Source organism: Terriglobales bacterium (assembly GCA_035624455.1).
GTDB lineage: Bacteria > Acidobacteriota > Terriglobia > Terriglobales > Acidobacteriaceae > DASPRM01.
Window position 1 is genome coordinate 1 of sequence record DASPRM010000093.1, and the last position, 13,555, is coordinate 13,555.

The 13,555-nt window shown below is 57.9% G+C and carries 9 protein-coding genes; 7 read left to right on the forward strand and 2 right to left on the reverse strand.

Annotation, left to right across the window (positions count from 1 at the left end; translation table 11 throughout):
* The 3 genes from VEG30_10000 to VEG30_10010 all read left to right on the forward strand — a co-directional run.
* Positions 1 to 1,536 (forward strand): hypothetical protein (locus VEG30_10000; protein ID HXZ80251.1); only part of this gene is annotated, 1,536 nt, incomplete at its 5' end.
* A gap of 86 nt (positions 1,537 to 1,622) precedes the next feature.
* Positions 1,623 to 3,293, forward strand: a complete 1,671-nt coding sequence (locus tag VEG30_10005; protein HXZ80252.1) for a tetratricopeptide repeat protein — start codon at positions 1,623 to 1,625, stop codon at positions 3,291 to 3,293.
* Between the two features lie 54 nt (positions 3,294 to 3,347).
* On the forward strand, positions 3,348 to 4,418 hold the full coding sequence (locus VEG30_10010; GenBank protein ID HXZ80253.1) for a tetratricopeptide repeat protein: 1,071 nt from the start codon (positions 3,348 to 3,350) through the stop codon (positions 4,416 to 4,418).
* Positions 4,419 to 4,538: 120 nt separating this feature from the next.
* Here the strand turns inward: VEG30_10010 and VEG30_10015 are convergent, their stop codons facing one another.
* Positions 4,539 to 6,245 carry a trehalase family glycosidase gene (locus tag VEG30_10015; protein ID HXZ80254.1) on the reverse strand — a complete coding sequence of 569 codons (1,707 nt, stop codon included), beginning with the start codon at positions 6,243 to 6,245 and terminating at the stop codon, positions 4,539 to 4,541.
* Between the two features lie 329 nt (positions 6,246 to 6,574).
* Between VEG30_10015 and VEG30_10020 the strand changes: the two genes are divergently transcribed.
* From VEG30_10020 to VEG30_10035, 4 genes are all read left to right on the forward strand, one after another.
* Positions 6,575 to 7,552 carry a glycoside hydrolase family 130 protein gene (locus VEG30_10020; protein HXZ80255.1) on the forward strand — a complete coding sequence of 326 codons (978 nt, stop codon included), beginning with the start codon at positions 6,575 to 6,577 and terminating at the stop codon, positions 7,550 to 7,552.
* Between the two features lie 55 nt (positions 7,553 to 7,607).
* Entirely contained in the window at positions 7,608 to 8,522 is a 915-nt protein-coding gene (locus VEG30_10025; GenBank protein HXZ80256.1) for a carbohydrate kinase, read from the forward strand.
* A 253-nt stretch (positions 8,523 to 8,775) separates the two neighbouring features.
* The gene (locus VEG30_10030; GenBank protein HXZ80257.1) at positions 8,776 to 9,264 is read left to right on the forward strand and encodes a cyclic nucleotide-binding domain-containing protein; all 489 of its coding nucleotides are present in this window, start codon (positions 8,776 to 8,778) and stop codon (positions 9,262 to 9,264) included.
* A gap of 252 nt (positions 9,265 to 9,516) precedes the next feature.
* A complete protein-coding gene (locus tag VEG30_10035) occupies positions 9,517 to 11,721 on the forward strand; it encodes an EAL domain-containing protein (GenBank protein HXZ80258.1) in 2,205 nt (734 codons plus the stop codon).
* 67 nt (positions 11,722 to 11,788) lie between these two features.
* Here the strand turns inward: VEG30_10035 and VEG30_10040 are convergent, their stop codons facing one another.
* Entirely contained in the window at positions 11,789 to 13,462 is a 1,674-nt protein-coding gene (locus VEG30_10040; GenBank protein HXZ80259.1) for a peptidase S10, read from the reverse strand.
* Positions 13,463 to 13,555 lie beyond the last annotated feature (93 nt).

Below are 13,555 nucleotides of genomic sequence, written 5' to 3' on the forward strand. Positions count from 1 at the left end.
AAGACTGTGATCCGCATGGGTTATGGCCGCAGCTTCGATATGGGAGTATTCGGCTCTAACTTCGGTCATGCCGTTACCCAGAATCTGCCGGTGCTGGTCAACCAGGACGTAACCGCCAGCAACAACATCGCCAATAATGGCTTCGCGTCTAACGTCAACAACTCGTTCTTCCCGGCGTTTACGCTTACACAGGGACCACCGGTGTACACGTTCCCGCCGATTCCATCTGACGGGGTGTTGCCTTTGGGTGGAGCGCCCGTGTGCAAGAACGCGGGTGGCGCATTCGTTGCGTGCAACACCCCCGGTGCCATTGTCCTCAGCCCGGGCAGTAACGTTCAGCCCCGCATACGGCCGACATACCAGCGGCTGCCAACGCTTGATGCCTGGAATGTCTCGTTGCAGCACCAGCTAACTAACACCATGACCCTGGAGCTGGCTTACATCGGCAACAAAGGCACACACGTATTCGCAGGCAACGGTCCGGCCTATGACCTGAATCCACCGGCGTACGGGCCGGGTTCGGCTATCGTAACCACGGCGGGTACGGCGCCGAACTTCGTCGCCAACGTGCCCATCGATCAGCGGCGGCCGTTCATCAATGCATTCACCTACCCCAATTTCCTGACTGCCGCCGGCACCCCTCTGACATGCTGCAGCGCGGGCCTTATGGGCAACTACTTCGGCAACGATGCCAGCGCCAACTACAACGCCTTGCAAGTGAGACTGGATAAGCGCTTCTCGCAAGGCTTGCAGTTCATTACTCACTTCACCTGGTCGAAGGCTTTCAACTACAGCGTGGACGGCACCACCTCCATCTCGGGACCGCTCTATGCCACAGCTCCGCGTACAGCCTATGGTCCGGATGACATGAATCGCGACAAAGTCTGGGTCCTGAACGCGACTTATGAACTGCCCTTCGGTAAGGGGAAGAGGTTCGCAGGCAATGCGGGTCGGGGCATGGACCTGGCCATAGGCGGTTGGCAGATCACCAACACCACGAACTGGAGCAGCGGCATGCACTGGTCGCCATCGCTCGGGGAATGCGGTCTGGTAGTGGACGTGGGCCCCTGCCTACCCAACAAGATTGGTTCTTTCAGCACAGGAACCGGTTCGTTTGATCCCATCAGCCACACCGTAACCTTCTTCACGCCGGTTCCGGCGGTAACCTACCCAGCCTCGGAGTTGACAGTAGGAACCAACACCTGCAACTTGCCGCGCCCGACTTCAGGTGGTTGGGGTCTGCCGGCTTGTGGCACCACCGGTCTCGCCGGCCGCAACTCCATGATCGGCCCGAGCGTATTTACGGATGACATGTCCGTCCTGAAGAACTTCCGCGTGACCGAGCGCTTTACGGCTCAGTTCCGCATGGACGCCTACAACGTATTCAATCACCCCGCGCTAGACTTCAGCCCGCAAGGTTACGCGTCTAGTGGCGGTGGTTGCGTAGACTGCGGCGGGACCAACGGGAAGATCAAGGACATCTTGAATGGCACGACCATGCGCCAGCTGACGTTCGCCGTGAAGCTCCTCTTCTAAGCGACATGCAATTGGTTTAACTTAAGGGGAGTCCTCCAGGCTCCCCTTAATTTTTGCTGTTGGGGAATTTCAGGCGGGAGTTCTCGTTGCTGCGGCTGTCGAAGGGTCTGTCGAAGGGTCTAGTGTTCGCCATTGCGTTGAGTAGCTTAGTTGCCATCTCCGCTCTGGCGCGCCAGGCACCGTCAAGCACCGACGGATCGGGTTATGTCGGCAATGAGGCCTGTGCGCCCTGCCACCAAAAAATCTATGAGTCCTACAAGCGTACCTCCATGGCCCATGCCAGCGGGCCCGCAACCGACGATCTGATTCCTGCTGACTTCGTTCATCCGCCATCCCGGGTCCATTATCGGATTTACGCTGATGGCAATCGCGCCTGGTTGACCTTCGAGCGGCCCGGAGATGCTGCACTCAACGGCAAGCGTCAACTCTTGTACTACATCGGTTCGGGACGAAGGGGGAAGAGTTACCTGTTCGCCGTTGACCGCTTCCTGTTCGAATCACCAGTCAACTGGTATGCGAACAAGCACACCTGGGACATGGCGCCCGCGTACCAGGATGCGCGACAAGCTCCTCTCAACCTTCCCGCCTACACCAGTTGTCTGCATTGTCACGTTAGCGGCATGAAGCCTCCGCTCAAGGGAACCGAGAATCGCTATGACATGCCGGTATTCGCCTATTCGGGCGTAAGCTGTGAACGCTGTCATGGGCCGGGGGCGGCGCACGTGAAGGGAGGTGCGATCGTAAATCCGGCGAAGCTGGTACCGGATTGGCGGGATGCAGTCTGCATGCAATGCCATCTGGAAGGTAAGGTGGCGATTGAGCGCCGCGGGCGTCACGTTTACGACTATCGCCCGGGAGACAATCTGTCTGACTATATGCGTTACTACGTGCTTATTGATCCGCAGGCGCAAGGGCTGGGAGCGGTCAGCCAGGTTGAGGCATTAGCTGGAAGCATGTGCAAACAGAAATCAGGGGACAAAATGTCCTGCACCAGCTGTCACGACCCTCACTCTTCGCCCCCGGCGGAAGAGCGGGTTTCCTACTTTCGCGGCAAGTGCCTCACATGCCACGGCGAGGCCTTCGGCGCCAAGCATCATGCGGAACAGAGCGATTGCACAGCCTGTCATATGGCAGCTATATCGAGCACCGACATCGTGCACACGCAGGTAACCGATCATCGCATTCCGCGGCGTCCTGGACCTGCGCCACGTCTGGAAGATCTGTCACCACGCTCTCCACGCCTGCAGCCTTTCCCACCATCGCCAGAAGCGGAACAGGATACACGCGACCTGGCGTTGGCCTGGGAGTCTCTGGCCAAAGACGGGATGCCTGTCGCAAAGACTGAAGCCGAGAGGCTGCTGCGAGTTGCGGCCGGACAGAATCCACCGGATGCCGTAGTCCTTTCTGGCTTGGCATACCTGGAGCAGACGCACGGAGCTATAGATCATGCGCGCGATCTTTATCGCCGGGCCCTTGCCGTTGATCCATATTTGATTGACGCGGCAAACAATCTGGGTGCGATCGAAGCCCGCGAGGGGAATTTGCGTAACGCTATCCAGCTTTGGGACGACGCATTCGGGCGAGCGCCCGCACGCAGCACCATCGGAATGAATCTGGCGCGGACTTTCTGCGATGCAGGCAAGGCGGATGATGCCCGATCGTTTATCCTGCGTGTACTGGAGTTCAATCCGGATATGCAGGCTGCCAAGCGGCTACTGCAGCAGATCAACGCCACGCCATCAGCATGCGCACATTGATCCCGAATTTGTAGAGAACATGGTCATTATTTTTCGGACTTGCGGAGTATGGGTATGAGAAGTATTCGGTGGATTGGTTTACTGACGCTGGCAGGGTGCACCATAACTGCTCTTGGGCAGGCGCCGCCTCAAGGCGCGGCGTCTCCGCGGCCGTCTCACACAGCTGAATTGCAGCTCTCCGCCTCGCTGGCGCACGCTCGTGAACTGCTCGAACATGGCAACAGCGATGCGGCACTCGCTGAGCTTCAGCAGTTGGACGCTAGCAATCCTGATTTGAAGGGCCTGGCCCACGAGTTGGGTGTCGCCTACTACAAGAAAAGCAATTTCCCCAAGGCCATCGATTACCTGAAGAAAGCCCTCGCGCAGGATCCAGATGACAAGGAGGGAGCGCAGCTGCTGGGGCTCTCCTACTATCTCTCCGGGCGGCCCTCCGAGGCGATTCCATATCTCGAAAAAGTGCAGGGCTGGTATCCGGTGGCCAACGTAGACGCTTCCTACATCCTGGGTGTCTCCTATATCCAGAAAAAGGACTATCCATCGGCGCGCAAGGCGTTTGGCCGCATGTTTGATCAGCCTGCCGATTCTGCTGCCAGCTATCTGTTCACCGCACGCATGCTTTTGCGCCAGGAATTTGAGCCCATTGCGGAGGAATACGCGCAAAAAGCCGCCGCCCTCGATCCCAAGCTGCCGCTGGCGCACTTCCTTCTGGGAGAACTCTTCATGTTCAAATCACAGATCCCGGAGGCGATCGGCGAATTTCAAATTGAGATGGCCATCAACCCCGCCTATGCGGCAACTTATTACAAGCTGGCCGATGCCTACTCTCGCGTACAGAAATTCGATGATGCCGAGCGCTTGTTGCAGCGCTCGATCTGGCTTGACTCTACCGCCAGCGGCCCTTATGTGCTGATGGCGAAGGTGCTGCTGAAAAAAGGGGAGGCCGAGCTCAGCGCTCGCGCCGCTCAACGTGCCCTCAGTATGGACTCGAATAACTATGTGGCGCACTACCTATTGGGGCAAGCCTACCAGGCTCTTGGCAACCGCGGCGCAGCCGATAACGAATTCAAGATCTCGCAAGAGCTCCAGGCCAGGCAGACCCACAGCCTGGAAGAGATGAATAAGTAGCCGGGCCTGTATTCCGTCGCTGTTTTTGTCCACAGTGGGCTTGAAGCATGCGCAGAAATCTGTTCGAACCTCCCGCGCTGAGCGGATCCGCCACGCCGGTCTGACCGGCGCCGGCTGCCCTTACCTGGTCATCTTAGGTGCCGCAGCCTGACTTTCGCCCTGTTCGAGTTTCGTGCGCAATGCGGGCGGCAGATCGTGCAGCAGCACCAGAAACGCGCCATTTGTCCAGCCAAAGCCGATGAGGTTAGCTCTGTAGCCGGCCGTGAGGCGCACCTCATCTGAGCGAGTCACGACGTTGTACTTCTCGCGAATGGTGCCGTCGTTGGTGAAGTTGTCCACCACCATGGAGAGAAACTTGTAGGAAAGCCGGCCGGCAACATCGTCAAACTTGTAGTGCTGCAGGCCTTCGATGCTGAGCATCTGAATCGGTGCCCAGCCGTAGGGATAATCCCATTGCACCTTGGTCTCGCGGTCGCTCATGACGAGGCCGCCGGGCTGCTCGAAAATCTTAAGATTGGCAACAACCGCGCGTGCCTGCTCCGGAGAAGCCATTTCCGACCACAGAGGATAGAAGGTAGTGGCGTAGTTGTAATCGGAGCGCTTGTTCTGTTCGAAGTCCCAGTCATAGAACATCCCGCGCTGCGGATCCCATAAGTATTTGTTCATGAGATCGGCGCGATGTTTGGCGCGATCAGCCCAGGTGCGCGCCTGGTCGGGATGCCCGAGCACTGTGCTGATCTTCTCCAGATCCCGCTCGGTTTTATACAGCAGGCTGTTCAGGCACACCGGTGCGTAGTGATGTGTGCTGCCGCTGTATGGGCCAAAACGGAAGGAAATATCGAATCCCGACTCGCGCATGGCGCGGTCGCCTTTGTAGTAGTCGGCGGTCAGTTCCATGGTGACCGGCGAACTGCAGCTGCGTGCTTTTGCGCCCTGGGAGCAGACTTCCAGGGCGTATGCAGGAACCGCGACCGGCTGGGGGGCATGCTGGCGAACAAAATAGTCGTTGGCAATTTCGCCGGCGAGAAGCGCGCCGATCACATCCGCATAATATGCGTCACCGGTGTCCGCGATATCGGCAGTCGGACCGTCTCCGTAATCGTAGTACCGCGACAGGCCAGTATTACCCGCCAGGTGCTGGCCGGTCGTCCACATCTCATAGTCGCGCACGATAAACGGATAGGCGCGCTCCAGCCACTCACGATCAGGCTTGCCGCCGGCTGCGCCTTGCTCATAGACGGCCAGCACCATCGAACTCAGGAACGGCGGCTGCGAGCGAGTGAGGAAGTATGTGCGATTGGCATTCAGGATGGCGCCGTAGTGTTGGATTTCAAAAAAAAAGTTCTCCACCATGCCGCGGGCGAGTTGGGTCTTACCTGCCTGAAGAAGGCCGCGGATGATGAAATAGCTGTCCCAGCCATACATTTCATTGAAAAAGCCTCCGGGCACGACATAGGGGTTGGGCAGAAAGAGCAGCCCATGCTTGGACAACAGGTGCATATCAAAAGACCCCGGAGCCTTGATCACCTGTGGCAGTTTGGCTGTCTGTATACCGCATTTGCTTTCCAGTTCTTTCGCGATGGGCGGCATCTCCATCTCTGCTGGGAAATAGACCAGCGCCCTGCCTTGCTGCTTGCGCTCGTCAGTGACGGTTTTACAGTCGTCCATCGAACGCCCGAGAGTTCCCCATGCCTTATCGATGTACGCGAGGATCTCTGGTAGACGGCGATCTGGCGCAACTTGAGCGCCATTCTGAGCGGCACACTGCGCCACGACGGCGAGAATCAGAACCGGTACGAGGAGCAGGCGAAGGAGATTTCGCGTCATGGGAACCAGCCTAACGGAGTTCTGAAGACCGTGAGGAACACTCCCGAAATTCAATACTGAAGACAGTAAGCTTGTCGATTGGGACATCCGCGGGGGGTCATAGTAACGTTCTGCGGCGCGAGCGTCAAACAGGTTCTGGAAGCCGTACAGAGGTGGCGAGCAGGCGGCCGCGCCGAGGAGCTTTCTCGGTCGTACAGGCAAGAAGTTCTCGACTCGTATCTTGGCTTGGGCTAACCTCCGCAGCGCACAAAGAGCCGCGAGATCAGCCGCGGATTTCACTTATACCAGGGGATTTGAGCGGAATAAGAACGGTGTCAGGAGGTACCGCGGTGCAAGGGAGCTGGCAAAACAATCTCTTTGCAGTACTCGTGACCTCCACGTTCCTGCTGGCGCAGCCTTCGAGCCAGGCTCCGATCTCCGATGTCCACCGCCTCTCGACTCAGCCCATCATCTCGCCTCGTCCGAACAGCTTCAGTTCTGCGGGAGCCTTCAATCCCGCGGTTGTGAAGCGTGGACGCGAATTCATCATGCTCTACCGCACGCAGGACGAGCAGGGCACCTCGCGGCTGGGTTATGCGACCAGCACCGACGGCCTTCACTTTCAGCCGCGGGATAAGCCGGTGTTCGTTCCGGAAACCGACTACGAGCACGATGGCGGCGTGGAGGATCCGCGTCTGGTCGAGATCGCCGGCACGTACTATCTGACTTATACGGGCTACAACAAGAAAGACGCGCAGCTTTGCCTCGCGGTATCGCAAGACCTGATTCACTGGGAGCGCCGGGGCGTGATCCTCCCCGCCTACCAGGGAAACTGGAATGTGGGCTGGACTAAATCGGGCGCCATCCTGACCGAGAAGATCAACGGCAAGTACTGGATGTATTTCCTGGGAACCGCGGCGGATAAAACCGACCAGACAGGGCTGGCGTCGTCCAACGATCTCGTGCACTGGACCGAGGCATCGAAAACTCCGGTCCTGCCACGCCGCCCCGGCCAATTTGATTCTCGTGTTGTCGAACCCGGTCCGCCGCCGCTGCTGACGCCTGAAGGCATTCTGCTCTTCTACAACGGCGCCGACGATCAGCTGGTATACCGCCTGTGCTGGGCGCTGTTCGACAAAAATGATCCTGCTCATTTGCTGGCCCGTGGTGATGCGCCACTACTCTCACCCGAACTGGGATGGGAGAAAGTGGGACAGGTGACGAACGTCGTCTTTGTCGAAGGGCTGGTGCGGGAAGGGAAGCGCTGGCTCTTCTACTACGGCGGCGCGGACAAATACGTCGGAGTAGCAGAAGGTCAGAGCCGGTGAGGGATGCCATCAACCTGCTGGCCGGGTTGGCAGGAAAGAGATCAGCAGATACAAGATGAGCGACGAGCCTCGCACAGTGGTTGGATTGGGGGAGGTTCTCTGGGACATGCTGCCCGGCGGCAAGCAGCTTGGCGGCGCTCCCACCAACTTCGCTTATGCCGCGAATCTTCTCGGGGATAACAGCATTGTCGCTAGCCGGGTCGGAAATGACGCTCTGGGAGCCGAGATTCAGAAAAAGCTCGAACTACTCGGTGTCAATTGCACGTACCTGCAGCAAGACGAGATCCATCCCACAGGCACCGTCGAGGTCGCGCTCGATGCGAGTGGTCAGCCGCAATTCACCATCGCCGTGAACGTCGCATGGGACTTTCTGGAATGGACATCCCAGTGGCAGAAACTAGCTGAGCATGCCGATGTGGTTTGCTTCGGCTCTCTGGCCCAGAGGTCAAGCCTTTCCCAGCAGACCATCCGCAGGTTTCTTGAAGCCACGCGCAAAGAAGCCCGGCGCGTCTATGACGTGAATTTGCGCCAGCACTTTTACGATTCCCAGGTGCTGCATGAGTCGATGAGGCGGGCGCACGTAGTCAAGCTGAATGAGCATGAGTTGCCCCAGGTTGCGGCGATGCTGGGAGTGGAAGGCGGCTCAGAAGAATCGAGCGCGCGGAGACTACTGGAGAAATACGCGTTGAAGTTGGTGTGCGTGACCAAGGGCGCCGACGGGAGCTTACTGGTGGCGAGGTCCGGGTTTGCCAGACATCCGGGATTCAAGGTGAGAGTCAGCGACACGGTGGGCGCAGGCGACGCCTTCACTGCCTGCCTGGCGCATTACTACGTGCGCGGAGCTTCGCTGGAGGAAATCAACGATGCCGCCAACCGTCTGGCCAGCTGGGTTGCCTCCCAGCCCGGAGGGACTCCACCACTGCGAGGTAGGACGCTGGAAGAAGTGTTGGCGGGAGTGGGGGCGAGCTAGTCATCTGCGGAATAACCCAGGTCTCGAAAAGGGCGAGACTTCGGGCTCCCGGCCCTGAAGGCGCTGAGGTGATCAAGATCACGCGGTTGTGTGCCATTTGACCCAGTTCATGCCATCTGGGATGAGGCTTATTTCTTGCTGTAGTAAACCTGCAACTGTCCTGTTTTGATGAGCATGGGTAGACTTGCGAGCATTAATCCAATCATCCTGAGAATGGTTAGCGATCTGCTTTATCACCTGTATGAGGTGGCAAATGGCCCCACAGGTGATCAACTTAGACGATCCTCCCGCAGCTAACCAGATGTTTGCGGATCTGCCGGCGGCAGTATCGCGAGCCTTGGAGAATGCGGCGTCCACTGCCACGTATCCCTCCGGCACGGTGTTGTTCGATGAAGGCCAGTCGCCACGTGGGATCTATCTCGTCCGCCGGGGGCGGGTGAAACTCTCCGTTCGCAACCGGGATGGCAACGTGTCAATCCTGCGAATCGCACACGCAGGTGAAGTCCTGGGCTTATCGGCGGCAGTTGCTGCCGCGGTCACTGACCGTGGCTGTCAAGCCACTGCGCAGACCCAGGGCGATTGCCAGGTCAGCTTCATCCGCCAGAGCGATCTCCTGCGTCTGATGCGCATTTACTCCGAATTGACGCGGTGGGTCGCCCAGCAACTCGGCCGCGACTACGACGTCGTCGGACCTCAGTTCCTGCGCCTCAATGCCGTGATCCATAATTTCACTCTTTGTTGATGGGAATTGTCAGGGCTCTCGCTCATCCTGATCTTTGCCCACCGATCCCGGGTACGTTTCTCCAGACACCGTCTGCGCTCTCATAAATCTCAAAATACTTGAAAACACGCTAGCTTCACACGATCTGACTTCGCATTCCTCCGGCACAAAAGGCCCTCGCCGATTACCAAAGTAAGTGTCTATGGTGATCCCAATCATGCTCTGGGAAAAAGGGCCGATGGAAGCATCGAAAGCAAAAAGCATATTCCTCTCATGAGCGCGATCCATTCCCCCATCGAGCAGCCCACCGGATACCCGCCCGGAAACCACGCGGTTCTAACCAGGACGCCGCTCAGTGCAGGGCGAATTGCATTTTTCCTGGCCGTCGCCTTCACCGTTTTGGTCGGGATTCTGATTGCAGTCGGCGAGTTGGGAATCAAGCGGATGGATCAGATCAACGCCGACTTCGAAGACATCCTGGGCAGGCGTTGGAACAAGCTGCAACTGTCGCGTGAGGCGCTGGCGTATTCCAATCGCAACGTACGTATAACCATGCTGGTGTTCTTAACGCAAGACAAGGATCAAACCGACCAGTTGCTGGCCACTCGCGCCGAGAACACCAGGAAGATTGCGGAGTTGTTAGCGCAGATCGAGAAAAAGTGCGATTCGGAAGAAGAGAAGAGATTGGTAGCAGCCGTGCAACGCGCGCGTGTTGTTTATATCGAAAGTTATTTGCATGCGCTCCATCTGCTTCTGGAGGAACACCGCTACGACGCGGCGGTGGCCGTGATGGTTCAACAAACCACGCCCGCGCTGCGGCAATACCAGGCCGCCTGGGACGATTTCGTACGCTTCCAGATGAATCAGGTCGAGCTTGCGGCCCGGCAGAGCCGAGACAATTACGCCACCGCACGACGGGCTTCTCTGCTGATGATCGCGCTTGCTGTATTGGTAATGACTCTTGTCGCCCTGCTCGTAGTAAGGATGATCGTCCACGAAACCCAGACCCGCATGCGCGCCGAACGTCAGATCAAAGAATTAAACGGCCAGCTTGAGCATAGAGTTAGCGAGCGTACGCGAGAGCTGGAAGATGCCAATCAGCGCTTGCTCACGGAAATCCGGGAACGCCAGACCGCGGAAGAGCAGGTGAAATTTCTGGCTCACTACGACTCCCTGACCGGTTTGCTGAACCGGAACCTGCTCGAGGACAGGATGAGGGTTGCCTTGGCCAATGCCCGCCGGCGGCAGGAAAAAGTCGCTGTACTGTACATCGACCTGGATAATTTTAAGAATGTCAACGATTCCCTGGGGCACGCCGCTGGCGATCTCTTGCTCAAAGAGGTAGCCCATCGGCTCAAGAAATATACCCGCGAGCAAGACACGGTGGCTCGCTTAGGAGGAGACGAGTTCATTATCGTGCTCACTGCGCTCAAGGAAATAGCTGACGCCGCTCTAACCGCCGAACGCATTACCAGCGAAATAATCAAAGACTATGTCATTCAGAATCACCAACTGAGTGTGACTTGCAGTCTCGGGATCAGCCTGTTTCCCGATCATGCCAGTGATGTCGCGACGCTCATCAAGAACGCAGATGCTGCGATGTACTCCGTTAAGGAAAATGGCCGCAACAATTCTCAGTTCTTCACCGAATCTCTGACGGCTTACGCCGACGAAAAGTTGGCTTTGGAGAGCAGTCTGCGAAGCGCGGTGGAAAGGAACCAACTCTTTTTGGTCTATCAGGCGCAGGTGGACATTTCGAGTGGCAACATAACTGGATCGGAGGCACTTCTCCGATGGCGCCACCCCGAGCTGGGCCTGGTGCCGCCCGACAAGTTCATACCCATCGCCGAGAACAGCGGGCTAATCCTGCCCATCGGCGAATGGGTGCTTAGAACCGCCTGCCAGCAGGCCAAGCGATGGCAGGATGAGGGCTTGGCAGTCCTTCCGGTGTCGGTGAATGTGTCTCCCATACAGTTCCGCCAAAAGGGCTTCCCGGAACTCGTCAAGAAAGTACTGTGCGAAACCGGTCTCTCTCCGATGCATCTGGAGCTTGAGCTGACCGAAGGTCTCATCATCTTGAGCGCGGAGGTAGTGCTGTCCGTGCTCGAGAAATTAACGGAGATGGGAGTCAGGCTATCAATCGACGATTTCGGGACAGGATATTCGAACCTGAGCTACCTGAGACAGTTTCCGGTTTACAAGCTCAAGATCGATCGCTCCTTTGTGAAAGACGTGGCGGTGGATCCCGACGATGCCGCTATCACCGCCGCCATCATCAGCATGGCAAAGAGTCTGGACCTGAGAGTGATCGCCGAGGGCGTCGAGAACGAAGAACAGATGGCGATGCTGCGCGCGCAGCACTGCGACGAATGTCAGGGCTACTACTTCAGCATGCCGCAGCCCGCAGACGAATTTGCCGAAACTGTGCTCAGAAGGTTCGGTGAGAATCGTCAGGCACGCGCTTACCAGGATAGCTAGCCAATCCTGTTTGTTGAGACCGAGTACTGAGAGGTTCGTGCCGGATTTCAAGGCGCAGAAATGTTCTTCACTGCACCAGCGTCTTCTGCATGAACTCCACTTGATCCCGCTTCATCTTGGCCAGGGAATTCAAATCCAGATACACCATGTGGCCGCAGTCGTAGGTTGCGAAGGAGATGTTCTTGCGATAGGCCGCGCTCAAGTCCATCTGATCCATGGTGTAGTCGGCGGCGTAGAACGGTGTGGCCAGATCGTAATAGCCTTCCATCACCAGCACCTTCAGATATGGGTCTTTGACCATGGCAGCGCGGAGTGCGGTAGCGGTATCGGGGAAGCCCTGGATTGCCGATCCCCAGTCCCATTTGCTGAAGGCGCCCTCATCCTGGAACGCAAGCACGCGGTAAGGCATGTCGGATTTGTAGCCCAGCTCCGTCCTCACATAATTATTAAAGATAGAGGTGAAGGGAGGAAGAATGGCCGAGCCGGTGGGATCATAAAAGCGGGTATCGAGCAGACCCTCGGGATCGGGTCCGGTGAAGCGGCCGTCCAGGCGTCCCACGCGCACCTTCTGGTCGATCAGCAGGTTGTGAGTAAAGACGGCAACGTTGATGCGAAGATTCGCCTCGTCGATGACCTGCTTGCTCAATCCGGTGTAACGGGCGAGCTGGTCGATGATCCGCTGGCGCTCGTCCGGGGTCAGAGCGTCGCCCTTCGCGAGCGCCCTGGCGTATTCATTAGATGCCCACTGCTCAACTTCTTGCCTGGTCTTGCCCAGGTCCTGCATAAGATCCGGCGCCAGCCGCTTGTGGTACGCGGCGATCATGGTGTAGGAGGGAAGAATCAGCCAGTAAGGTTCGTCGTTCGATTTGGTCCACTGCAGCGTTTGGAACTTCAAGACCGTCGACAGCAGCGTGATCCCGTTAAACGAAATGCCGCGATCGGCGACGTACCCTGCGACTCCGGCGGCGCGGGTGGTGCCGTAGCTCTCGCCCAGCAGATACAGCGGCGACGACCAGCGCTCGTAGCGGCTGATGTACATCCGAATGAATTCGCCGAAGGCTTCGATGTCGCCCTTGACTCCCCAGAATTTCTTGGACAGCTCAGCATTGGCGGCGCGGCTGAATCCGGTCCCAATGGCATCAACCAGGACGAGATCGGCGCGGTCAAGCAGTGTGTACTGGTTATCCGCGAAGCGATAAGGCGATGCCGGCATGAAGCCATTGGGCTGAAGCACCACCCGCTTCGGTCCGAGGGCTCCCATATGCAGCCATACCGAAGCCGAGCCTGGTCCGCCGTTGAAAGCGAAAACCAGCGGGCGGCGAGACGCGTCCTGGCCATCCAGGGTGTAGGCCACGAAGAACATTTCCGCTTCGATCTTGCCGTCGTCGCGCTTGATCGGCAGGCGGCCGGCTGTGGCGGTGTAACGCAGCGGGCGGCCATCGAGGGTGATCTGATGGTGGGTGACGACCGGCGCCACCTCCGTCATGTCGTAGTGCTCTTCCTCTTTCTTTTCGGCAGCTTCCTTCGCTGCCTCGGGCTTGGGCTCTTCGGCGTGACGGGCCGAAGGCTGAGACTCTCTGGCCGCCGCTGAAGTTGGAACCTTAGAAGGTGGTTCCTCGCTCTGCGATTTTTGCGGTTCGTCCGGGGCTGGCTTGGGGTTCCTGGCAGCGCTGGGTTGTTGAGTGAAGGCGGTGATCGCGAACACTAAAGTCAGAAAAAGGGCGAGTTTAGAAGGAAGCAATGCTGTCTCCCACGCAAGGTGTGCCCATTGGGCAGGGCAAATTATACCGGAAGCAACATTTCCCCTGATCCGGGGTTCAAGGGAGAAGCTAGA

Excerpts from the sequence above, each read along its gene's own strand:
- VEG30_10030 (HXZ80257.1), top strand. The coding sequence starts at position 8,776 with ATGGCCCCACAGGTGATCAACTTAGACGATCCTCCCGCAGCTAACCAG.
- VEG30_10035 (HXZ80258.1), top strand. The coding sequence starts at position 9,517 with ATGAGCGCGATCCATTCCCCCATCGAGCAGCCCACCGGATACCCGCCC.
- VEG30_10025 (HXZ80256.1), top strand. The coding sequence starts at position 7,608 with ATGAGCGACGAGCCTCGCACAGTGGTTGGATTGGGGGAGGTTCTCTGG.
- VEG30_10010 (HXZ80253.1), top strand. The coding sequence starts at position 3,348 with ATGAGAAGTATTCGGTGGATTGGTTTACTGACGCTGGCAGGGTGCACC.
- VEG30_10015 (HXZ80254.1), bottom strand. The coding sequence starts at position 6,245 with ATGACGCGAAATCTCCTTCGCCTGCTCCTCGTACCGGTTCTGATTCTC.